The organism is Burkholderia thailandensis E264 (assembly GCF_000012365.1).
In the GTDB taxonomy this organism is placed as follows: domain Bacteria; phylum Pseudomonadota; class Gammaproteobacteria; order Burkholderiales; family Burkholderiaceae; genus Burkholderia; species Burkholderia thailandensis.
On the sequence record NC_007650.1, the window covers coordinates 183755 to 205614 of the forward strand.

Below are 21860 nucleotides of genomic sequence, written 5' to 3' on the forward strand. Positions count from 1 at the left end.
CCGAAATCGTTGACCGAGATCGACGGCCGTACGTTGCTCGGGCGCACGCTGCTTGCGCTCGAGCACATTCCTCATGTGTTTCTCGTGGTCGGTTTCCGCAAGGAGCTGGTCATCAGCGAGGCGCTGCGACACCGCCGCAACCTGATCTTCGTTCCAAACGAATACTTCGACCAGACGAATACGCTATATAGCGTCAAGCTGGCGAGCCGACTGATCCGCGATGATTTTCTGATGGTCGACGGTGATGTCGTGTTCGACCCGTCGTCGTTTGCTTCGCTGCTCGGGCAATTGCAGACTTGCGATGGTCCGGCGATTGCCTACAGCAGAAGAACCACGGAGGATGGCGTCAAAGTCCGCCTCGACATGTCGCGCGGCGAAACGACATGCACCGGGTTCTTCCGCGGCGAAGGCGCCCACGAATGGACGGGCATCGGCCGGCTGAACAATCGCGTGATTTCGGGCAATTCGCTATTCGTCTACGAGTCGATCGAGCGGCACATGCCCGCGCCAGCCTATCTGGTGGATTCGATGGACATCGATACGCCTGCCGATCTGGAAATCGCCCGAGCGACGTATGGCCGTCATGACCATTAAGAAGAAAATCCGCTTTTTCTTTCAGGCGACGAGTCAGTGGTACTGCTTTGCGTCGGTATACCGTGCATTCGGCGACGATTGCCGTTACGACGTTGAAGTCGTCGCGTTGCCATATCTGAAGAATGGCGTTCAACTCGGCGAGCCGTCGTGGGTGTTTCTAGAGGCGCGGGGGATTCGGTATATCCATTACCTTCAATACGACCCGGATGCGGACGCGCCCGACGTCGTGTTCCTGCATTGTCCGTACGACGAGACGCGGCCGTCGGCATTTCATGCCGCCGCGCTGCGCGATCACAACGTGCGGCTTGCGTATATTCCTTACGGCCCCGATGTCGGCGGCGGCGAGCAAAATTGCCGGTTCCAGTACGGGCTCGATACGCAATTGCTCGCATGGCGCATCTTTGCACGTTCGCAGGCGCATCGGATGCGATATGAGCGCCACTTGCCGGGCAGCGCGAAGCGCGTCGTCGTCACGGGGCATCCGAAGCTCGATGAGCTTCATGGCGCGCCCGCCGGCAACCCGTTTTCGCCACTGGTGGACGGCAAGCACGTATTCCTTTGGAATCCGCATTTTTCCGTCGGCTTTCCCGCGGAGCTGCGTTGGTCGACGTTCGATCGATATGTGAACACGATGTGCGGACTCGCCGCGCAGCGCGACGATGTGGCGATCATCATGCGGCCGCATCCTAACCTGTTCCATACGCTGATGCTTCATGAGCCGGGAAAGCGGCTGATCGCGACGCTGATCGCGTTCGCGAAACGGCATCGCAATTTCGTGATCGACCAGTCGCCTCTATACAGAGCGGCTTTCGATGCATCGCACGCGATGATGACAGACACGAGTTCGCTCATGTACGAGTACCTCGTCTGTGACAAGCCCATTCTGCATCTGGATTGCGAAGGCGGCGCGGGCCTGAACGAGGAGGGCAGGCAACTGGTGCGCGGGATGTCGCGCGCACGTGCGGAATGCGACATCGTTTCATTCGTCGAGGACATCGTGCGCGGGCGCGACGCCACGCAGGCATCGCGCCGGCGCGTGATCGCCGAGGTGCTCGGCGTTCACGACGGCAAGAATGGCGAACGCGTGAAGCTTGCCGTCGACCGTTCGGATCTCTGGCAATCGATGCCTGCCTGAGATGGCATGTCTCGATGCGATTTAAGTTTGTCAATCGAAGCGACGCCTAAGCATGGTGAGGGCGCCAGACAGCGCCCCGCTCCCTGATAGACCATTCACACAGGAAATCAGCATGCTTAGTCTGCACACGAACCTCGCTTCGATGCGCATCCAGGGCGCTCTGGGTCGCACGCAACAAGACCTCACGACGTCGATGACGCGTCTCGGTACGGGCTACCGTATCAACTCGGCATCCGATGATGCCGCAGGCCTCCAGATCGCGACGCGCCTGAAGTCGCAACACCTCGGCATGGGCGTCGCGTTTCAGAACACGCAGAACGCAACGTCGATGCTGCAAACGGCGGAAGGCGCGTTCAAGGAAGTCGAGCAGATCCTGCACCGCATGAACGCCCTCGCGACGCAGGCGGCCGACTCCGCATGGACGCAAGCCGACCGTGACTCGCTGCAGAAGGAATACGACGCGCTCGGCACGGAACTGAAGAACATCGTCGACAACACGTCGTACGGCGGCGAGAAGCTGTTTGTCGCCGGCGCCTCCGGCGCGACGGGCGGAAAGCTGACGGAAAAGCTGACGTTCCAGATCGGCAATACGTCGGGCGAAGTGATGGAACTGGACGTGTCGACGGCGCTTGCGGCGGCCGTGAAGGCATTCGGGGACGCGTCCCAGGTGTTCGGCGGCGGCGCATCCGGCGCATCGGGCAACACCGACATCACGAGCATCAGCGGCGCGAATGCGCTGCTGGACAACCTGTCCGCCGCGCTGTCGGCAGTGGGCAGCCTGCGTGCCGAGATCGGCGCGGGCCAGAACCGCCTGACGCACATCGCGAACAACCTGACGAACATGCGCGACAACACGCAGGACGCGGAAGGCCGCATTCGCGATGTCGATTACGCGAGCGAAACCGCGAACATGACCAAGCTGAACATTCTGCAGCAAGCGGGCGGCTCGATGCTCAAGCAGGCGAGCCAGATGAGCCAGCTGGTCCTGTCGCTGCTGCAGTAAGCGCGGGCGGAAGGAAGGCGCCGCCGCTTGAGCGGCGCCACGGGCCGGAGCTCGTGTCAGGCATGGTGGCGCGGGATACGGCCCGGCAGCGCGCGGATCGGAGCGAGGCGAGGCGATGAGTCTCGCCGAAGTTTCGCCTTCGAGCCGCGCGCGATCGCCGTTCTCGCCGGCAACGCACGCTTCGCGCATCGTGCGGGATGCGCGCCTTCGCGTGCGGTGAGCTGCGGCGTCATGCGGCGCGCGTATCTGCGCGCCCGTCATCGAACAGACATTTAAGGATTCCCGTTGGCCGGACGCCTGACGTATCGGCAAAGCCCGGATTGCCGATCGCGGCGGCCGGAGCGCAACGATATCGAATCGAACGTGATGCGGCGGTCGCGCCGCGCACATTCCGAAAGGCGGTGAAGAGTCTATGCAATTGGCAATTGGGATCCTACTGGTATTCGGCTGCGTGTTCGGCGGATTCGTGCTGCACGGCGGCGCGTTGAGCAGCATCTGGCAACCGACCGAAATCCTGATTATCTCCGGTGCGGCTGCGGGCGCGCTGGTGATGGGCAATCCGCGCAGCGTGCTGTCCGAAATGGGCTCGCAGATCAAGCACGTGATCGCCCGCAAGAGCAACGGCGTCGAGTTCCAGCGCGAGTTGCTGCTGATGTTGTACGAGTTGCTCGAGACGGTGCGCGACGGCGGCCTGAAGGCGCTGGATCAGCATGTCGAGGAACCGAAGGAAAGCGATCTGTTCCGGAAGTATCCGATGATTCTCGCGCAGCCGCGTCTGATTGCATTCATCGTCGACAATTTCCGGCTGATGGCGATGGGGCGCATCACGCAGCATGAGCTCGAAGGGATGCTGGATCAGGAGCTCGAGGCGATCGAGAGCGAACTGATGCAGCCGTCGCGCTCGCTGTCGAAAATCGCGGAATCGATGCCGGGATTCGGCATTCTCGCGGCGGTGCTGGGCATCGTCACGACGATGGCGAACATCGGCGGGAGCGTGTCGGAGATCGGTCTGCAGGTGGCCGCCGCGATGGTCGGCACATTCATCGGCATCCTGCTGTGCTACGGCGTGCTGGAGCCGCTTGCCAGCGCGATGGTGCATCGCGTGAAGAGCGACATGTCGGCGCTGGAGTGCGTGAAGGTGGTGCTGTGCGCGCAGGTGGCGGGCAAGCCGACGCTTCTCGCCGTCGACGCGGGGCGCAAGCTGATCCAGCTGGACGTCAAGCCGAGTTTCTCGAAGCTCGAGTCCTGGATCATGGAAATCTGACGTGCGTGGGTCGCGACGATGAGCACGAACAAGGAAGCGGGGCACGGGCCGACGATCATCCGGCGGGCGCACAAGCGCCACGAGGAGCACAGCGGCGGAGCATGGAAAGTCGCCTTCGCCGACTTCACGCTGGCGCTGATGGCGCTGTTCATGGTGCTGTGGGTAATGAACGTCACGCCGGAGAAGGAGCGCAAGCAGGTGGCCGCGGAGATCGCGGGGCGGCCCTTTTTCGACGGAGGCGTCGGCATCTTCGAGCAGCGCAGCCGCAAGCCGGTTGTCGCGCCGTTCGATGCGCAGCAGCCCGAGCGGGTGAAGCGCCGGACACCCGGCGCGGCGCGCGAGCGCACGATCGATTCGCTGCAGCAACGCCGCGCGCTCGCCGCGCGCATCATGGACGAGGCGAGCAGGCTCGGCATGGACGGCAACGTCGCAACCGCGATCAACGACGACGGCGTTCGCATCACGATTCACGATTCCGACAAGCAGGGGATGTTCGAGCGGCGCAGCGACGCGCTGAATCCTCAGTTCGTCAGGCTGCTCACGGCGCTCGTTCCGGTGCTCGGAACCGTGACGAACAAGATGGTGATCGTCGGGCACACCGATGCGACGCAGTACGCCGACACCTCCGTGTTCAGCAACAACTGGAACCTGTCGAGCCGGCGCGCGCTGCGCGCTCGCCAGATCCTCGCGGACGGCGGCATGGACGTGCAGCGCATGTTTCAGATTTCCGGCATGGGCGACAGCGTGCCGGCCGTGCCGGACAATCCGAACCACGACATGAACCGGCGCGTCGAACTGCTGCTGCTCACCAGCCGCGCCGAAGACACGTGGCGCAGGTTGTTTCGCAGCGAGGACGTCGACGTCCGGCCGAGTGCGGACGGAATCGGGCTGACGGTGGATCAGGCGCCGCCCGGCGCGGATCGGCCCGCGTCCGCCCGCGAGCCGGCTCGCTGATCTCACCGTGGCCAACATGAAGAAGATTCTCTCGGTCGACGATACGGTCACCATTCGACGGCTGATCGCGCACGTTCTCACATCGTCGGGCTACGAGGTCGACGAGGCGCAAGACGGGTGCGCTGGGCTCGAAAAGGCGGCCGAGAACGACTATGACCTGATTCTCACCGACTACAACATGCCGCATATGGACGGCATCAGCATGTTGCGAGCGATTCGGGCGCTGCCGGCGCATGGCGCGACGCCCATCGTCGTCGTCACGACGGAGTTCGGCGCCGATCTCAAGCAGCAAGGGCGCGATGCGGGCGCCACAGGTTGGATGGTCAAGCCGATCCATCCCGGGAAACTCGTCGAGATGGTCCGCCGGTTGATCGGTTGAACGGCGGGAAGCGGTACATCAGCGATGCATGGCGGGAAGACCGAATGTCGATAGATTTGTCTCAATTCAGCGATGTGTTCTTCGAGGAAGCGGAAGAACACCTGCGCGCGATGGAAACGTTGCTGCTCGCGTGCGACGTCAGCAATCCCGATGCCGAAGATCTCAATGCGATCTTCCGGGCGGCGCATTCGATCAAGGGGGGCGCCGGGGCGTTCGGTTTCGTCGAATTGACCGGCGTCACGCATGTGCTCGAAACCCTGCTGGACCGGATCAGAAAGAAGGAATTGCCGCTGCGCGCGGCGATGGTCGATGCGTTTTTGCGCGCGACGGATCTGCTGGCTGTGATGCTCGCGGCGTATCGCAGCGCGGAAGCGCTGCCCGAGCAGAGCATCGCGGAGACGAAGCGCAGCCTGGAGCGCCTGAGCCAAGGCGAAGGCGCGCACGACGGCGATGCCGTCACGCCCGTTTCGGAACCCGTGGCCGCCCCGGCCGAGCATGACGGCGACGCACATCCGCTTGCGGAAGATCTCGACGACGCGTATCGGGACACCAGTCCGGCTGTGACGCCGCCGCCCGGCTGCCTGCATGTGCGGATCGCGGCCGGCGCCCCGATCGACGACGCAGGCGTGATGTCGTGCCTCGCGAGCTACGGCCGCGTGCTCGAGCATCATCCGGGAAGCTGCGATCGGCCGTGGCGTTACTTGTGCGAGACCTCGCGCGATGCGGCCGACATTCACGGCACGCTGACGTTCCTGATCGATCCGGATCGCCTGGCCATCGACCAGGCCGCGACCGAAGAGGGCGCGATGCCGCCGGAGTGGGAAGAGGAACACGACGGCTACGGCTTCTTCGTGCCGGTGCCGCCGATCGACGGCGGCGAGGCGGCTCGTGAAGCCGATGCCCGCGCCGAGCCGGCGCGGGAAGAAGCCGGCAACGCGCGCGCCGCGACGGGGCGCCCTGAAACGGAAGCGATCGCGCCCGCGGGCGACGCGCCGGCTGCATCGGCGGACGCGCCGGCTAGCGCATCGCTTTCATCCCCCCGATCGAGGCCCGCGGGCGATGCCGCCGGCGGCGACGGCGCGGCGAAGCGCAACGGCGCGGGCGGCTCGTCGATTCGGGTCAGCGTCGAGAAGGTCGATCAGTTGCTCAATCTGGTCGGCGAACTGGTGATCACGCAATCGATGCTCGCGCAGGCGGCCACCGAGCTGGATTCGAATCAGCGCGAGCGTTTGATTGGCGGGATCGGGCAGCTCGAACGGAATTCGCGCGAGCTTCAGGAAGCCGTGATGTCGATCCGGATGCTGCCGATCTCCGCGGTGTTCAACCGGTTCCCCCGGGTCGTGCGCGATCTGGCGATGCAGCTCGGCAAGCAGGTGGATCTGCAGATGATCGGCGAGCACACCGAGCTGGACAAGGGGTTCATCGAAAAACTCGCGGACCCGATGATGCATCTCGTGCGCAACAGCGTCGATCATGGGATCGAGGCGCCGCAAGCGCGTGTGCGAGGCGGCAAGCCCGCGACGGGCCGGCTGACGCTGCGCGCGTCGCAGCAAGGCAGCGACATCGCGATCGAGGTCATCGACGACGGCGGCGGCCTCAAGCGCGAACGCATTCTGGAGAAGGCGAGGGAAAGCGGTCTGCCGGTATCGGAGGCGATGACCGATCGCGAAGTCTGGATGCTGATCTTCGAGCCGGGTTTCTCGACCGCCGCGGCCGTGACCGACGTGTCGGGCAGAGGCGTCGGCATGGACGTCGTGCGCCGAAACATTCAGGCGATGGGCGGACGGATCGACGTGGATTCGACGCCGGGCGTGGGCACCGCGATCTCGATCAGGCTACCCCTCACGCTGGCGATTCTGGACGGCATGTCGGTGCGGATCGGCGGTTCGCGCTACATCGTGCCGCTCGCGTTCATCACCGAGGCCGTCATGCCCGCGGATACGGACATCCGCACGGTTCAGGGAAGCGGGCGCGTCGTCAACGTTCGCGGCGAATACTTGCCGCTGCGCTCGCTCGCCGATCTTTTCGAGACGGGGCAGGACACCACCGACGGCAGCCTCGCGCTGATTCTCGCTTGCGATTCGCAGAAGGTCGCGCTGCTCGTCGACGAACTTCTGGGGCAGCACCAGGTGGTGATCAAGAACCTCGAGACCAACTACCGGCGCGTGCGCGGGGCGGCGGGCGCGACGATCATGGGCGACGGTCGCGTCGCGCTGATCCTCGACGTCATGAGCCTCGTCATGTCCGCGCGGAATTCGGCAAACGTTTCGGAAGTGGAAAGCGTGTAGGAGGCTGCATTGATTGAGACGGAAAACGCCCAGCGGGAGACGCTGGTGTTCAGGCTAGGCGCGGAGGAGTACGGGGTCGACATCCTGAAGGTGCAGGAGATCAGGGGGTACGACGCCTCGTCGGTCACGGGCATCGTCACCGAGCCGCATTACATCAAGGGCGTCATTAATCTGCGGGGCAACATCGTGCCCGTCATCGATCTGCGCGGGAAGTTCGGGCTGGGAGACGCGGAATACGGCGCGACGACAGTCACCATCATTCTCAACGTGTCCGGCAGGACGGTGGGAATCGTCGTCGACGGCGTATCCGACGTGGTGGTGTTCAAGCGCGACCAGATCCGTCCCGCGCCCGAGCTCGGCGCGGCGATCCGGGCGGAGTACGTCGACGGCCTGGGCCTGCTGGACGCGCGGATGATCATCCTGCTGGGCATCGAACGCCTGCTCATGAGCGGCGATTTCGAACTGCCGGCGGCAATGGCTTGAGAAACGAATCGAGAGAGAGCATGACATTCAATCAGAAGATCATTTCCGCATTCGCGGTCATCATCGCGGGTGTGATCGGGATGCTCGGCATGGAGATGTGGTCGTTGAGCAACATCGAAAGCCGCGTGACGGAACTGCACGATCATCGCCTCGCGACGCTCACCGTGATGAGCAGCATCGAGGACGACGCGCTGAAGGTGTCGCTCGGCATCGCGCAGGCAGCCGACTACATGTGGGTGAAAAAGGTCAAGGCGATGGGCGGCGGCGGCGCGGTCGGCATCGGCGAGGAGGCGGTCGACCGGAAGTCGTTCGAGTCGCACGTCGAGGGCGCGGAGCGCGCGCTCGCGCGTACGATCGAGAAACTCGAGAACAACAAGATCAACCGCGAGGGGTTGTCCGCCGACGAAACCGCGAAGATCGACGGCATCCGCGCGCAGCTCGCGCAACTGCAGCCGGATGCGGTCAAGGATGCGCGCCGCATTCTCGATATCGCGGCGAATGACGAAACCGATCCGGACAAGTATCTGACGGCTTACCTCGCTATGCGGTGGCAGCCGTTCTACGAGAAGGTTGCGGAATTGTCGAAGGCTTCGACGGCGGCCACGAGCAAGAGCATCACGGACATGCTGGATTCCGTTCGCGAGCGCCGCAGGCACATCGCCTTCGTCAGCCTGTTCGCGCTCGCCGTGCTGGTGGGCATCGTCGTCTGGCAGATCTGGTACATCAGGCGCTCGCTCGGCGGCTCGATGGAAGCGCTGTCGCGCCACATGACATCGATCGCGCACGACGATCTGAGCGGCGACATCGGCGTGGACGAGCGCGACAAGCAAAGCCTGATGAGTTCGCTGGCCATCATGCTGGAGCGCCTGCGCGGGGCCAAGGCGATGGTCGTCGAGAACGCGCGCATTCGCGTCGCGCTCGACTCCGGCTCGGCCAACATCATGGTCGTCGACGATTCGCGCAAGATCGATTTCGCGAGCCATTCGCTGATGCAGGCGTTCGCCGCGATGCAAGGCGCGTTGCGCAGCGAGACGCCGCAGTTCAACTCGACTCAGGTCGTCGGCGCGCTGATCGACACCGTGCTCGAGCGCCGCGTCGCGGACGAGCTGCTCGGTTCGAACGGCCAGCAGCGCTGCCAGGTCAAGGTCGGCGGCCGCGACTGGCTGCTCGTTTCGAGCGTCATCGTCGACAACGGCAAACGGCTCGGCTTTGTGATCGAATGGATCGATCGCACGAACGAGTTGCAGATCGAGCGCGAAGTCGAAGCGGTGATCGCCGCGGTTGCTGGCGGAGACTTCTCGTCGCAGGTGGCGGAAGCGGGCAAGACGGGCTTTCATCAGATGCTCGCCCAGCGGCTGAATCGCCTGACGAAGACCGTGGCGGACGTGGTGACGGAAGTGGCGATGACGTTCGGCAAGCTGGCCGACGGCGATCTGCGCACGCGCATGACGGGCGCTTACCAGGGGGTGTTCGCCGAACTGAAGGAAAACTGCAATCGAAGCATCGCGCAGCTCGAGCGCATGGCGATCCGCATCCGGGAAGGCGCGCACACGATCAACGGCGCCGCGCGCGAAATCGCGTCGGGCAACGCGAATCTGTCGTCGCGCACCGAGCAGCAGGCGGCCAGCCTCGAGCAGACGGCCGCGAGCATGGAGGAACTGACGAGCACCGTCAAGCAGAACGCGGAGAACGCGCAGCAGGCGAACACGCTGGCACTCAACGCATCGTCGATCGCGGAGCGGGGCGGCCAGGTGGTCGGCCAGGTCGTCGAGACGATGGGGCGCATCACGGCGAGCGCCAAGAAGGTCGCGGACATCACGACCGTGATCGACGGCATCGCGTTTCAGACCAACATCCTCGCGCTGAATGCAGCGGTCGAGGCGGCGCGGGCGGGCGAGCAGGGGCGTGGCTTCGCGGTCGTCGCTAGCGAAGTGCGCAATCTCGCGCAGCGCTCGGCGGCGGCTGCCAAGGAGATCGGCGCGCTGATCGGCGAATCGGTCGTCGAGACCGATTCCGGCGCGGCGCTGGTCCAGAGCGCCGGCACGACGATGAACGAGATCGTGACCGCCGTGTCGCGCGTCGCGGGCATCGTCGGGGAGATCTCGAGCGCCTGCGTCGAGCAGAGCAGCGGCATCGAGCAGGTGAACCAGGCTGTCTCGCATATGGACGAGAACACGCAGCAGAACGCCGCGATGGTCGAGCAAGCCGCGGCCGCGGCGGAAAGCCTGCAGGAGCAGGCCCAACTGCTGCACGGCACGGTCGAGATGTTCAAGGTCGGCGAGCGCCAGGCCGCCGACGCGCTGCCGGAGATCGGGGCCGCCGAGCCGCCGATGCCGCCGATGCCGATGCCAGCGATGCAGGCCGTGTCCCGCGGGCGCGCCGGCGCCGCGTCGGCGGCCGACGAATGGACCGATTTCTGACCGAGTACACGTGAATCGCCGGACTCCTTCACCGCCCCGCCGGCATCGACTGCACGGCGCGACGTCGCGTTACGCGAACGTCGCGCCGCCATCCAATACAGCCGGACCCGATGAATAGCGTGGATTTCGAATACACGGATGCGGATTTCCGCCGGATTGCGCGGCATGTTTATCAGCGTGCGGGGATCGTGCTGACCGAGGCGAAGCGCTCGCTTGCGTACGGACGCCTGGTGCGCCGCTTACGTGTGCTGGGCATCGGGCGCTTTTCGGACTATCTCGATCGACTCGAAGCCAATCGGTCGAGTGACGAATGGCAGCATTTCGTCAACGCGCTGACGACCAATTTGACGTCATTCTTTCGCGAGAGCTACCACTTCGACATTCTCGCCGCGCAGATGCAGGCGGCTTCGGGGCCGTTCCGGATCTGGTGCGCGGCGGCGAGCACGGGCGAGGAGCCTTACTCGCTCGCGATGACCGCGTGCGATGCGCACGGGACGGCGGCGAACCGCGTCGAGATCGTCGCCTCCGACATCGACACGAAGGTGCTCGCCGCGGCGCAGGCCGGCATCTACAAGCTGCATCAGCTCGACAAGATGCCGCTGCGCCGCAAGCAGGCCTATTTTCAGCGAGGCAGCGGCAGCAACGGCGGCGCGGTGCGCGTCAAGCCCGCGCTGCGCGGCATGGTCACGTTCCGGCAGATCAATCTGCTGACGGAACCGTGGCCGCTCGATGGCCCGTTCGACGCGGTCTTCTGCCGAAACGTCCTGATTTATTTCGACGCGCCGACGCAGCAGAAGGTGTTGCGCAACATGGCTCGGCACCTGAAGCCGGACGGTCGCCTATACGTCGGTCACTCCGAAAACCTGAGGGCCCTCGACGATGTCTACGCACCGTGCGGCCGCGCGGTCTACGAGCTCGTGAATGGGCGTTGACGGTGTGGGCTATCACTTCTATTTCGACCGCGAATTCGGCCGGCAGGCGGTACGCGTCAACCCGGGCGGGTTCGCGATCGCTTCGGCGGACGTGATGCTCGCGACCGTGCTGGGCTCGTGCGTATCCGTTTGCATGTTCGATTCCGCGGCGCGTGTCGGCGGCATGAATCATTTCATGCTTCCCGGAAGCGGCAACGGCGCGCGCAACGACAGCCTGTCGTCCCTTTATGGCGTGAACGCGATGGAGCTGCTCATCAACGGATTGCTCAGGCGCGGCGCGCTCAAGTGGCGGCTGCGCGCGAAGCTGTTCGGTGGCGGCTGCGTGATGCAATCCCTGAGCGACACGCGCATCGGCGAGCGCAATGCCGCGTTCGTCCGCGCCTACCTCGACGCGGAAGGCATCCGTTCGGTCGGCGGCGACATGCTCGGCACCCGGCCGCGCCGCGTGTGCTATTTCCCGTCGACCGGCCGCGCGCTGTGCAAGCGGCTGGTTCGCGGAAGCGACGTCGCTGATATCGCGACGAGCGAGCGTGCATATGACGGCGACCTGGCGCGGCGATTGCCCGTGGCCGGCAGCGTCGAACTGTTCTAGCGGCGGGATCGGCCGGAGACGATTTCCGCTCCGCCGTTCTCGACTGCAAAAACACGAGGAAAACGAATTGATTCGCGTAGTGGTGGTGGATGATTCGATGTCGATGCGAACGTTGCTCGAACGCATCATCAATGGTTGCGACGGCATGACGTGCGTTGGCGCGGCCGAAGACGCGAGCGCGGCGCGGGAGATGATCCGCGCGCTCGATCCCGACGTCGTCACGCTCGACGTCGAAATGCCGGGCATGGACGGTCTCGAATTCCTGCGGCGCATGATGCTCCTGAAGCCGACCCCGACGATCATGGTGTCGGGACGCACGACGTCCGGCTCCGATGCCGCGTTGCGCGCGCTCGAGCTTGGCGCGGTCGACGTGATCGCGAAGCCGCTGTTGACGCGTCCGGCCGACCTCGCCGACTATGCGCGCGACATCGCGGAGCTGATCCGCGGCGCGGCGGCGGCCCGCGTGAAGGGCGGCGCGCTCGCCGCCGCGTCATCGGCGGGACGCGAGCGCGCGTGCGCGCACCGGCCGCGCGGCGCGAAGAAGGCCGGCATTGCGGCGACGCGTCTGAGCAGGGTGATCGCGATCGGTGCGTCGACGGGCGGCACGGAGGCGCTCAGGACCGTGCTGCAGGACATGAGCGGCACGCCGCCGCCTATTCTGATTTGCCAGCACATGCCGGAGGGGTTCACGGCGTCGTTCGCCGCCCGGCTCGACGCGATCTGCGGCATCCGCGTCAAGGAAGCCGAGCAGGGCGAGCCGCTGCATTACGGCTGCGCATACGTCGCGCCGGGCCATTCCCATCTGTCGCTGGCGGCGACCGGCCGTCTCTACGTCTGCCGGCTCGAGGCGTCGCCGCCCGTCAACCGGCACCGGCCGTCGGTCGACGTGCTGTTCGATTCGGTCGCGCGCCTCGCGGGCAAGCGCGCGCTGGGCGCGATTCTGACGGGCATGGGCAAGGACGGCGCGGCGGGGCTGCTGCGCATGCGCGCGTCGGGCGCGCGGACTTTCGCGCAGGACGAGCCGTCGTGCGTGGTGTTCGGCATGCCGAAGGAAGCCATCGCGATGGGCGCGGTGGATGAAATCCTGCCGCTCGCTCGCATGGGCGCGCGGCTCAGCGAAGCGCTGCAGTGACGCGCCGCGCCGGCCTGATGGCTTTTGACAGAATTTTCATCGAAGGAACGATACACGATGATTCGCGTACTGGTGATTGACGATTCCGCGACGATGCGGATCTTGCTGAAGAAGCTCATCGACAAGAACGAGCACATGGAGTGCGTGGGCGTTGCGCCCAATCCGGTGGCGGCCCAGGAACTGCTCCGGGAAACCCGGCCGGACGTGATTACGCTCGATATCGAAATGCCGAAAATGAACGGCCTCGATTTCCTCGATCGCATCATGCGGCTGATGCCGGTCGCGGTGATCATGATCTCCACGCTGACCGAGGCGGGCTCCGAATCGGCGCTGCGCGCACTTGAACTGGGCGCGATCGACTTCATCGCGAAGCCGAAGCTCGATTTCGCCGAAGGCGTGCAGGCGTACGCGGAAGAAATCTATCGCAAGATCGAGACGGCCGGGCGAGCCAAGGTGAAGAAGTTGACGCGCGACGTGCCGCCCGTGCGGATGGACGCCGAACCGCCCGCCAAGCCGCTGCTCGCGGAGGCGGGCAAGGACGGCCGCGTCGTGGCGGTGGGCGCCTCGACGGGCGGAACCGAAGCGGTGAAGGAGCTGCTGCTGAGTCTTCCGGCGGATTGTCCGCCGCTGCTGATCGCGCAGCATATGCCCGAGCCGTTCATGCGTTCGCTCGCGAAGCGCCTCGACCTGCTGTGCGCGATGCGCGTCAAGATGGCGGAGGACGGCGAGACGCTTCGCCGCGGTTGCGTCTATATCGCGCCGGGGCATTCGAACCTGACGATCGACGCGACGGCGGCCGGGTATGTGTGCCGGATCGTCCGGAACGCGGGCGAGGCGCAGTCGGACTCGTCCGTCGACGAGCTGTTCCGGTCCGTGGCGGCCGCCGCCGGCGCGCGCGGCGTGGGCATCGTGCTGACTGGCAGTGGTTCGGACGGCGCGGCCGGGGCGCGCGCGATGATGGCGGCCGGCGCGTTCAACATCGCGCAGGATGCCGAAACGAGCGTGGTCTACAGCATGCCGGACGCGGCGATCGCCGCTTGCGGCATCAACGAAGTCCTGCCGCTCGAGAAGATCGCCGGCAAGCTCATGGAGCTCGACGGCGCATGAGACGGCGCGCACCGGAGCGCGCATGTGGCCGGATCGTGCGATTCGGCCTTTTTTGTCGCGAAGGCGGCGCGGTTCGCGCCGCCTTCGATCATTCGAGCGTGCCGGCGATCTCGATCTGGCGTTCGTCCGGAATCTCGTTGTACGACAGCACGTGCAGCCCAGGCGCGAACACGCGCGCGTAGCGCGCGAGGAGCGGCCGCAGTTGCGGCGGCACGAACAGGATCGGTGCGTGGCCGAGCGTGCGCATGCGCTCCTGGACGCCCGGCAGGGCGCTTTGCAGGTTCGTCAGCAGGTCGGGCGCGATCGCGAAGTTGTCGAGCGGCGCCTTGGCGCTCTGCTGGGCTTGATTGAACGCGGCGAGCAGGATGCCCTCCAGCTCGCCGGCCAGATTGAACACGGGCACGATGCGCCGATGGCCCACCATGCCCGCGACGATCTCGCGCCGCAGCGCGCAGCGCACTTCCGCGGCGAGCAGAATCGGATCGTGGGTCGCTTCCGCATTTTCCAGCAGCGTCGTCGCTATCGCCACGATGTTTCTGAGCGGCACGCGATCGGTGAGCAGCACGCGGCATACCTTGCGGATCAGGGTGTGCGGCATCGCTTTCTCGAGCGCTTCGAGCAGGCGCGGCGCGACCTGGCCGAGCCGCTGCAGCAGCGAGCCGACGTCGTCGTGGGTCAGCAGTTCGCTCAGATGGTCGCGCAGCAACTTGTCGACGTGCGTCGCGACGACCGATGCGCCGTCGACCACCTGATAGCCGAGGCCGATCGCGTGCGCCTTGTCCTGCGGCCTGATCCAGGTCACGGGGATGCCATAGGCGGGGTCCGTCGCGGGAATGCCGTCGACCGATCCGTAGGTCGTCGGCGAAGGTATCGCCATCAGATGATCCGGGTGCAGTTCCGCGCGTTCGATCTCGACGCCGTGGAGGTGAACCGCGTAGTGGTTCGAGGGCAGGGACAAGTCGTCCCGGACCGTGATCGGCGGAACGAGAATGCCCGTCGATTCGCTCATCGTCCGTCGCATCCCGTCGACGCGCCGTCGCAGCGGCGCGCCGTGCGCGGGATCGATCAGGTCGACGAGCCGGTAGCCGACCCGGATGCCGAGCGGATGCACGTGGCTGATGCTGTCCCAGCCGAGATCCTGCGCGTTCGATTCCCGCAGCGCCGTTTCGAGCGCGTGGATCTGCGTTTCTTCGCGCTCGGGCGGCGGACGTTTGGCGACGCGCCACGCGACATAGCCGAGCACGCCCGCGAATGCGCTGAACGGCAGCCACGGCATGCCGGGGATGATCGCCAGGATCAACATGACCGCCGCGCCGCTGTAAAGCACGTTCGGCGACGCAAGCATCTGGCGCCCGACCTGTTCCTCGAAGTCGCCGGAATCGCTCACGCGCGTGACGATCACGGCCGACGCGGCGGCGAGCAGGAGCGACGGAATCTGCGCGACGAGGCCGTCGCCGATCGTGAGCAGGCCGTATCGCTGGAACGCCTCGCCGAAGCCCAGGCCGTGAGCGAAGACGCCGATCGCCAGCCCGCCGAGCATGTTGATGAGCAGGATCAGAATGCCGGCGATCGCATCGCCTCGCACGAATTTCGACGCGCCGTCCATCGCGCCGTAGAAATCCGCCTCGGTGGTGACGTCGCGGCGCCGCGCCTGCGCCTGTTCCTGATTGATGAGGCCGGCGTTGAGATCGGCGTCGATCGCCATCTGCTTGCCGGGCAGCGCATCGAGCGTGAAGCGCGCCGACACTTCCGAGATGCGTTCCGCGCCCTTCGTGACCACGACGAAGTTGATGATCATCAGGATCACGAACACGACGAGGCCGACAACGAAGTTGCCGCCGATGACGACCTTGCCGAACGCCTCGATCACGTGGCCGGCGGCGTTGGTGCCCTCGTGCCCCTTGAGCAGCACGACGCGCGTGGACGCCACGTTGAGCGTCAGGCGCATCAGCGTGGTGGTGAGGATGATGGTCGGGAAGACGGAGAATTCCAGCGGGCGCTTGACCGACACGCTGACCAGGATCACGACGATCGCGAGGACGATGTTGAACGTGAAGAGCAGGTCGAGAATGACGGGCGGCAGCGGCAGGATGACCATCGACAGCACCGCCAGCAGCACGAGCGGCGTTGCATATTGGTACTGCCTCAGGTCGGCGAACAGGTGTGTCAGTTTGTTCATGAATGTCGTGTCCTGTCGAGAAAATCCGGAATCGCAACGTCGGTCGGGCGGTCGGGGCGCAGGCCGCGGCGCCCCTGCCTGAACGCCTTCAGTTGCAGCACGTAGGTCAGCACCTGGGCGACCGCGCGATAGAGCGCGGCGGGAATTTGCTGGTTGACCTGGCTCGTGTCGTAGATCGCGCGCGCGAGCGGCGGGAGGCTCAGGACCTCGACGCCGTGTTCCTCGGCGATCCGGCGGATCGCGAGCGCCATGTCGTCGACGCCCTTCGCGATCACGAAAGGCGCTTCGGCGCGGTTCGCGTCGTATTTGAGCGCGACCGCATAATGGGTTGGATTGACGACGACCACATCCGCGCCCGGCACGGTCTTCGACAGCACGCGCTGGGCGGCTTGCCGCTGCAACTGGCGGATGCGCGAGCGCACTTCGGGACGCCCCTCCGCATTCTTGTGTTCGTCCTTGACTTCCTGCTTCGTCATCCGCTGCCCGCGCAGGAAAACGAAGCGTTGGAACGGCACGTCGGCGAGCGCGAAGACGAGCATCACGGCGGCGAGCGCGAGCGCGCCGTCGAGCGTGAGGTCGAAGCCGCGTTTCAAAGCCTCCTGCAGCGGCAAGTGCTGCAGCCGCAGGAACGCGGTGAGCGTCGTCGCGCTGAGATACGCGAGCATCGCGATGAGCGCGAGCGCTTTCAGCAGCGACAGCGCGAAGGTGCCGTAATGACGCGCGGAAACGAGGCGGCCGAGATTCGTCACCGGGTTGAGCCGCGAGAACTTCGGCTTCAGATGCGCGCCGCTGAGCATCCAGCCGCCGGGCAGCAGCGAGCCGAGCACGACGCAAAGCGGCACGACGAAGAACGGCGCGATCATCTTGAGGAACAGGGCGAGCGACGCCGGCAGCGCGGCCGACCACGCGTTGGCTAGCGCGCCGTCGCCGGTGACGTCGACGAGGTCGAGCAGGAACAGCGCGCGGAACTCGGCGAGCCACGACGGCGCGAGCAACACGAGTATCTTCAACGAGACGAGCACGCCGATCGCGGTCGACAGGTCGCGCGATCGCGCGATCTGGCCTTGCTTGCGCGCATTGCGCAGCTTTTGCGGGGTGGCCTTCTCGCTCTTGTCGCCGCTGTCCTGGCTAGCCACGCGCCGCTCCCAGATGATGCTCGAGCACGTCGAGCACGTGCCGCGTCATGCTGGCGTAATGCGCGGGCAGGCCTTTGACCATGGCGCCGAGCATGAGCAGTCCGAATACGGTCATGATCGCGAAGCCGAGGGAAAACAGGTTGATGCTGGGCGTCGCGCGGGACAGGTAGCTCTTGCCGATCTGCAGGACGACGGTGGCGAACACGAGCGGCGCCGCGAGGAGCGTCGTGGTCGAGAAGAGCCATGCAGCCTGGTAGGCGAGCGGCTTGAGCGAGGGCAGGTCGATCGGCGAGCCGACCGGCCAGACGCGAAAGCTCGTATAGAGCACCTGAACGACGACGAGGTGCGCGTCGATCGCGAAGAACAGCAGAATGCTCGTCACGAGCATGAAGCCGGATACGACATCCGACGTCGCGCCGTTGAGCGGGTCGTTCATCACCGCCATCGCCAGGCCCATCTGCGACGCAACGAGGTAGCCGAGCATCATGAAGACGGCCTGCATGAAGTGAAAGAGCATGCCGAACAGCAGGCCGATCAGGATCTGCTCGGCGGCGACGAGCGCGCCGCGGGCCGAGAAGACGGGAATGGCGACGGGGTCGACGGCGGGCAGCGCGATCAGCGCGAGCAACAGCGCGATCATCACGCGCATCCGCGCGGGCACGGTGCTTTCGCCGATGAACGGCGCCGCGCTCAGCGCGGCGAGTATCCGGCAGAACGGCCACCACGCCCGTGCGAGCCACTCGGGGGCGGCGGCGACGACGGCATCCATTGCGTCAGCCGACCAGCTGTGCCGCGCGCGTGAAGGTTGCGACGCAGTAATCCATCAATGTCTGCACGAGCCAGTGTCCGCCCAGCACGAGCACTGCCAGCGTCGCCAGCAGGCGCGGCAGGAAGCTGAGCGTCTGCTCGTTGATCTGGGTCGCGGCCTGGAACAGCGCGACGACCAACCCGACCAGCAGCCCGGGGGCGATGATGACGGCGACCATCAGCGTGACGAGCCGGATCGCGTTGCCGACGAGTTCGACGGCGAGATCGGAGGTAAGCATCAATAAGCCTGGATACTGGTGGTCAGGGTGTTGACGGTCAGCGTCCAGCCGTCCACGAGGACGAACAGGAGCAGCTTGAGCGGCAGCGAGATGACGAGCGGCGACAGCATCATCATGCCCATCGCCATCAGCGTCGAAGCGACGACCAGATCGATGATCAGAAACGGCAGGAACAGCATCGCGCCGATCTGAAACGCCGTCTTGAGCTCGCTCATCATGAACGCGGCGGCCTTCACGACGAATGCGTGATCCTCCGGCTTCGCGACGTCGCGCTCGCCGGACAACCGCGAGATCTGTTCGAGGCTGGCCTTGCTGGTTTGCGCGAGCATGAAGCGCGAGAGTGGTTTTTCCGCACGCGCGATGGCCTCGCGGAACGTGATCTCGTCGCGATCGTACGGCTCGATCGCGTGGCGCCAGACGTCCAGCCCGACGGGGCGCATGACGAGCAGCGTCAGCAGCAGCGCGACAGCCGTGATGACGCGGGCCGGCAGCCCCTGTTGCAGCCCGAGCGCCTGCCGCAGCAACGCGAGCACGATGGCGAAGCGAAGAAAGCTCGTCATCACGATCGCGAGGGCCGGCAACAGCCCGAGCAGCGTCATGAACAGCAGGATCTGCGTCTTGACGCTGTAATCGCCGCGCAATCCGAGCGATTCGAGCGGCAGCTCGAGCGGCGCGGCCAACGCAGGCGTGGCGGCGATCGCGCTCAGGGCGGCGGCGGCGGTCAGCGCCGCCGCAAGCCGCGCGGCCCGGAACCGCGGCCGTGTCATGGCGCAAAATCTCCGAGGTTCTCGAGATCGATGATCTTGAGCCCGTAGTTCTCGCCGGACACGACGACTTCCGCGTGACCGACGGTCGTGCCGTTTACCTTGACGAGGAGCGGCTCGCCCGCCAGCCTGTCGAGTTCGAGCACCGTGCCTTCATCGATGTTCATCAGTTCCGCGAGGGATACGGTGGCCGTTCCCACTTCAAGCGTGAGCTGCACCGGGATCTTGGCCAGCAGGTGGCGCGGGTCGCGGCGCGGTGCGTCCGCCGTCGTTGCGGTATCCGCCGGCGCATCTGTCGGCAGATCGTCCAGCAGTGCGTCGAGGTCGTTCGGCTCGTTCGAGTCCATCCATTACTCCACGTAGACAAAGGAAGTCAGACAAAGCTTGCCGTTGTGTTCGGCGATCGACGCGGTGAACAACTGCGCGTCGTGGGTCATGACCCGCGCGGGCGCGTGCAGGCGGACCGGCAGCACGGTGCCGGGCCGCAGGCGAAGCACGTCGCCGAAAGGAACGCTCATCTCCATGAGCTGCGCCGTCAGCTTGAGGCGCAACCGGGTCGACGGCAGCGAGCGCTCCCGCCTGACGCTCCTCGCGCGGCTCATCGACGATTTCAGGTGGTCGAACAGGCGCTGCTGCCAGACCGGGTCGAGCGCGAAGCAAATTTCGCCGACCGTTCGGGACGCCGCGCCTTCGATCGTGCAGATCGCGAACAGATGGGCGCGGCGCGCGTGGCCGCCGTCGGGCGGCGGCGGCGTTTCGTCGTCGGGAGGCGCGTCGAACGGAATCGCGCGAGCGACCGTGCGGGCGAGTTCCCCCGCGAGGCGCTCGGCCAGGCGGCGTTCGGTGGTGGTTTCCGGAATCGGCGGCGCGTGCGCCGCCGTCGCTTCGACGGGCGTCGAGGGCGCGGATGCGGTCTCGCCGTCGCCGTCGCCCGCGGGCTGCGCGTCGCCGGCTTCGGCCGCGGCAGCCGCGGGGGGCGTGACGGGCGGCATCGCCGGCCCGTAGCGCAGTTCCAGAAGCGTCAGCAGCAGCGCACGCTCGACGTGCACGCCGATCGCCGCCCGATCGACCGTCTCGCGCCGCCACGGCCGCGATTCCAGTTCGGGCGCATGCGACGCGAACGAGACGTTCCGGACCGCCACGGCGACGCCGTGCCTGCGGCCGAGGCTCTTCGCGAAGAACTGGTCGAGGTGCTGCTTGAGCGTCGCGCCGAACCGGTCCAGCAGGTGCGTCGGGCGGCCCAGCATTCTCGGGTCCAGCGCTTGATGGCGGACGGATCGACTTGGCTTCTTACTCGGATGATTAGCCATCGGCTTCAAATCAGATTTAATGACGTTCCGATATTTGACGCCTTTGTCATTACAAAGAGTCAATTCGGCCAGGGAGTTTAAAGATTGAAATCAATAATCAAGGATGAGCAGCGGTCGCGTGAATTGAAGTGCGCATCGTGACGCGGCCGGTCCGCTGCAAATCCAGTCATGCCCTATTTCGAAGGCCGGAAATAGGTGGGCAGTCGATTTTCGAGGGAGGTCGATGCCGGGCAATGAAGCGCATATTTTGCCGCGGCCCTGGAGCAGGCCGGAAATGAATAAGCATGCGCTGCCCGCAGTTGCCGTGAATGGTGCGGAAAAAGCCTGAATTCCCGGCCGGGCAAGGCCTGCGGACGCCGTCGGGATGCGCTCCCGGAGCCGCTTGTCCGCGCTTTGCGGTGCGAGTCGGTTGGGTGCCGGCAATGCGCCGGACGATGGCCTCGCGCCGGCGCTTCGTATTTGTCCGATTAATCTGGGCGTGCGTTAAAACTAATCCGATGCGGTGGGCGGAGCGGGTGGCGCGGCGCGGATCTGGATTATCGGCAATTCATGACGTTTCAGTTCGAATCATCGCGATTCACTGGTTACTCGCGTGCGATCGATCGAAAATCACCGTCTCTTAACGATTTGCCGGCCATGTGTGCGATTGGTTCGCGTGTGCGGGTCCGTTGATTCGGATTCGCAGCCTTCGCGACTCTTTTATGCCGCTGCGCCGGAGGGATCGTATCCCATTCAATTCACATAGAAATCAAACTGCATGGAATCGATTCAACAGGTGTCGTCGCAATTGCGCGGTCAGATGGCGGAACTCGCCGGCCAAGCCGCGTCCTTGAGCGGCGCGATTGCGGGGCAGCCCGGCCATGCCGGGGACGCGAATTTCACGCACATGCTGGGCTCCATGCTGAAGGAAGTGGACAACCGGCAGCTCGACGCGGCGGAGAAGGCCGTGGCCGTGGACAGCGGCCGAAGCGACGACGTCATCGGAGCGGTGCTCTCGAGCCAGGAGGCGTCGCTGTCGTTCTCGATGCTGACCCAGGTGCGCAACAAGCTGAGCACGGCGCTCGATGATCTGCTGAAGATGCAGATCTGACTCCGACGCCCCGATTTTCCTACAAAGGTCCGCTCGTGCTAGCCAAACTCAA

21 protein-coding genes are annotated in these 21860 nt (G+C 65.4%); 14 read left to right on the forward strand and 7 right to left on the reverse strand.

From position 1 onward, the window contains the following. Positions 1 to 9: 9 nt before the first annotated feature. From BTH_RS00770 to cheB, 13 genes are all read left to right on the forward strand, one after another. Positions 10 to 594: an NTP transferase domain-containing protein gene (locus BTH_RS00770; protein WP_009894790.1), complete on the forward strand. Its 585-nt coding sequence runs from the start codon at positions 10 to 12 to the stop codon at positions 592 to 594. After that, positions 575 to 1729, forward strand: coding sequence for a CDP-glycerol glycerophosphotransferase family protein (locus tag BTH_RS00775; RefSeq protein WP_011400816.1), 1155 nt, complete (start codon positions 575 to 577; stop codon positions 1727 to 1729). Before BTH_RS00770 ends, BTH_RS00775 begins: the two co-directional genes overlap by 20 nt. A gap of 112 nt (positions 1730 to 1841) precedes the next feature. Further along, entirely contained in the window at positions 1842 to 2732 is an 891-nt protein-coding gene (locus BTH_RS00780) for a flagellin (RefSeq protein WP_009894793.1), read from the forward strand. A 412-nt stretch (positions 2733 to 3144) separates the two neighbouring features. Beyond that, on the forward strand, positions 3145 to 3996 hold the full coding sequence (gene motA, locus BTH_RS00785) for a flagellar motor stator protein MotA (protein WP_009907106.1): 852 nt from the start codon (positions 3145 to 3147) through the stop codon (positions 3994 to 3996). A gap of 18 nt (positions 3997 to 4014) precedes the next feature. Beyond that, complete coding sequence (locus BTH_RS00790; protein WP_009894799.1) at positions 4015 to 4950, forward strand: flagellar motor protein MotB; 936 nt, start codon at positions 4015 to 4017, stop codon at positions 4948 to 4950. Between the two features lie 16 nt (positions 4951 to 4966). Next, positions 4967 to 5329 (forward strand): response regulator, encoded by a 363-nt coding sequence (locus BTH_RS00795; RefSeq protein WP_009894801.1) that lies wholly within the window; start codon positions 4967 to 4969, stop codon positions 5327 to 5329. 44 nt (positions 5330 to 5373) lie between these two features. Beyond that, positions 5374 to 7617, forward strand: coding sequence for a chemotaxis protein CheW (locus tag BTH_RS00800; RefSeq protein ID WP_011400817.1), 2244 nt, complete (start codon positions 5374 to 5376; stop codon positions 7615 to 7617). A gap of 9 nt (positions 7618 to 7626) precedes the next feature. Then, positions 7627 to 8100 carry a chemotaxis protein CheW gene (locus BTH_RS00805; RefSeq protein ID WP_009894803.1) on the forward strand — a complete coding sequence of 158 codons (474 nt, stop codon included), beginning with the start codon at positions 7627 to 7629 and terminating at the stop codon, positions 8098 to 8100. A 20-nt stretch (positions 8101 to 8120) separates the two neighbouring features. Next, positions 8121 to 10520, forward strand: a complete 2400-nt coding sequence (locus BTH_RS35500) for a methyl-accepting chemotaxis protein (RefSeq protein ID WP_009894804.1) — start codon at positions 8121 to 8123, stop codon at positions 10518 to 10520. Between the two features lie 110 nt (positions 10521 to 10630). Then, entirely contained in the window at positions 10631 to 11452 is an 822-nt protein-coding gene (locus tag BTH_RS00815; RefSeq protein ID WP_009894805.1) for a CheR family methyltransferase, read from the forward strand. Positions 11453 to 11456: 4 nt separating this feature from the next. Beyond that, a complete protein-coding gene (locus BTH_RS00820) occupies positions 11457 to 12044 on the forward strand; it encodes a chemoreceptor glutamine deamidase CheD (protein WP_009894807.1) in 588 nt (195 codons plus the stop codon). 97 nt (positions 12045 to 12141) lie between these two features. After that, complete coding sequence (locus tag BTH_RS00825; protein WP_043037679.1) at positions 12142 to 13176, forward strand: protein-glutamate methylesterase/protein-glutamine glutaminase; 1035 nt, start codon at positions 12142 to 12144, stop codon at positions 13174 to 13176. 57 nt (positions 13177 to 13233) lie between these two features. After that, positions 13234 to 14283: a chemotaxis-specific protein-glutamate methyltransferase CheB gene (gene cheB, locus BTH_RS00830; protein WP_009894811.1), complete on the forward strand. Its 1050-nt coding sequence runs from the start codon at positions 13234 to 13236 to the stop codon at positions 14281 to 14283. 88 nt (positions 14284 to 14371) lie between these two features. Here the strand turns inward: cheB and flhA are convergent, their stop codons facing one another. From flhA to BTH_RS00865, 7 genes are read right to left on the reverse strand one after another with little or no spacing between them, the layout of a single operon-like run. Then, positions 14372 to 16462, reverse strand: a complete 2091-nt coding sequence (flhA, locus tag BTH_RS00835; RefSeq protein ID WP_009894813.1) for a flagellar biosynthesis protein FlhA — start codon at positions 16460 to 16462, stop codon at positions 14372 to 14374. Beyond that, complete coding sequence (flhB, locus tag BTH_RS00840; protein ID WP_009894815.1) at positions 16459 to 17598, reverse strand: flagellar type III secretion system protein FlhB; 1140 nt, start codon at positions 17596 to 17598, stop codon at positions 16459 to 16461. Before flhB ends, flhA begins: the two co-directional genes overlap by 4 nt. Continuing rightward, complete coding sequence (locus BTH_RS00845; RefSeq protein WP_009894817.1) at positions 17591 to 18367, reverse strand: flagellar biosynthetic protein FliR; 777 nt, start codon at positions 18365 to 18367, stop codon at positions 17591 to 17593. Before BTH_RS00845 ends, flhB begins: the two co-directional genes overlap by 8 nt. A gap of 4 nt (positions 18368 to 18371) precedes the next feature. Next, a complete protein-coding gene (locus BTH_RS00850) occupies positions 18372 to 18644 on the reverse strand; it encodes a flagellar biosynthetic protein FliQ (RefSeq protein WP_009894819.1) in 273 nt (90 codons plus the stop codon). Further along, the gene (locus tag BTH_RS00855; RefSeq protein WP_009894821.1) at positions 18644 to 19411 is read right to left on the reverse strand and encodes a flagellar type III secretion system pore protein FliP; all 768 of its coding nucleotides are present in this window, start codon (positions 19409 to 19411) and stop codon (positions 18644 to 18646) included. Before BTH_RS00855 ends, BTH_RS00850 begins: the two co-directional genes overlap by 1 nt. Then, positions 19408 to 19755: a flagellar motor switch protein FliN gene (gene fliN / locus BTH_RS00860; protein ID WP_009894823.1), complete on the reverse strand. Its 348-nt coding sequence runs from the start codon at positions 19753 to 19755 to the stop codon at positions 19408 to 19410. The genes BTH_RS00855 and fliN overlap by 4 nt, the downstream gene beginning before the upstream one ends. Positions 19756 to 19758: 3 nt before the next feature. Beyond that, positions 19759 to 20655 (reverse strand): FliM/FliN family flagellar motor switch protein, encoded by an 897-nt coding sequence (locus BTH_RS00865; protein ID WP_009894825.1) that lies wholly within the window; start codon positions 20653 to 20655, stop codon positions 19759 to 19761. A gap of 820 nt (positions 20656 to 21475) precedes the next feature. Here BTH_RS00865 and BTH_RS00870 point away from each other — a divergent pair. Beyond that, entirely contained in the window at positions 21476 to 21808 is a 333-nt protein-coding gene (locus tag BTH_RS00870) for a flagellar hook-basal body complex protein FliE (RefSeq protein ID WP_009894827.1), read from the forward strand. Positions 21809 to 21860 lie beyond the last annotated feature (52 nt).

What these genes read in the sequence shown, in the direction of transcription:
- BTH_RS00775 (WP_011400816.1), top strand. Translation starts at nt 575, where the DNA reads ATGGCCGTCATGACCATTAAGAAGAAAATCCGCTTTTTCTTTCAGGCG.
- BTH_RS00780 (WP_009894793.1), top strand. Translation starts at nt 1,842, where the DNA reads ATGCTTAGTCTGCACACGAACCTCGCTTCGATGCGCATCCAGGGCGCT.
- motA (WP_009907106.1), top strand. Translation starts at nt 3,145, where the DNA reads ATGCAATTGGCAATTGGGATCCTACTGGTATTCGGCTGCGTGTTCGGC.
- BTH_RS00790 (WP_009894799.1), top strand. Translation starts at nt 4,015, where the DNA reads ATGAGCACGAACAAGGAAGCGGGGCACGGGCCGACGATCATCCGGCGG.
- BTH_RS00795 (WP_009894801.1), top strand. Translation starts at nt 4,967, where the DNA reads ATGAAGAAGATTCTCTCGGTCGACGATACGGTCACCATTCGACGGCTG.
- BTH_RS00800 (WP_011400817.1), top strand. Translation starts at nt 5,374, where the DNA reads ATGTCGATAGATTTGTCTCAATTCAGCGATGTGTTCTTCGAGGAAGCG.
- BTH_RS35500 (WP_009894804.1), top strand. Translation starts at nt 8,121, where the DNA reads ATGACATTCAATCAGAAGATCATTTCCGCATTCGCGGTCATCATCGCG.
- BTH_RS00815 (WP_009894805.1), top strand. Translation starts at nt 10,631, where the DNA reads ATGAATAGCGTGGATTTCGAATACACGGATGCGGATTTCCGCCGGATT.
- BTH_RS00825 (WP_043037679.1), top strand. Translation starts at nt 12,142, where the DNA reads ATGTCGATGCGAACGTTGCTCGAACGCATCATCAATGGTTGCGACGGC.
- cheB (WP_009894811.1), top strand. Translation starts at nt 13,234, where the DNA reads ATGATTCGCGTACTGGTGATTGACGATTCCGCGACGATGCGGATCTTG.
- flhA (WP_009894813.1), bottom strand. Translation starts at nt 16,462, where the DNA reads ATGAACAAACTGACACACCTGTTCGCCGACCTGAGGCAGTACCAATAT.
- BTH_RS00845 (WP_009894817.1), bottom strand. Translation starts at nt 18,367, where the DNA reads ATGGATGCCGTCGTCGCCGCCGCCCCCGAGTGGCTCGCACGGGCGTGG.
- BTH_RS00850 (WP_009894819.1), bottom strand. Translation starts at nt 18,644, where the DNA reads ATGCTTACCTCCGATCTCGCCGTCGAACTCGTCGGCAACGCGATCCGG.
- BTH_RS00855 (WP_009894821.1), bottom strand. Translation starts at nt 19,411, where the DNA reads ATGACACGGCCGCGGTTCCGGGCCGCGCGGCTTGCGGCGGCGCTGACC.
- fliN (WP_009894823.1), bottom strand. Translation starts at nt 19,755, where the DNA reads ATGGACTCGAACGAGCCGAACGACCTCGACGCACTGCTGGACGATCTG.
- BTH_RS00865 (WP_009894825.1), bottom strand. Translation starts at nt 20,655, where the DNA reads ATGCTGGGCCGCCCGACGCACCTGCTGGACCGGTTCGGCGCGACGCTC.
- BTH_RS00870 (WP_009894827.1), top strand. Translation starts at nt 21,476, where the DNA reads ATGGAATCGATTCAACAGGTGTCGTCGCAATTGCGCGGTCAGATGGCG.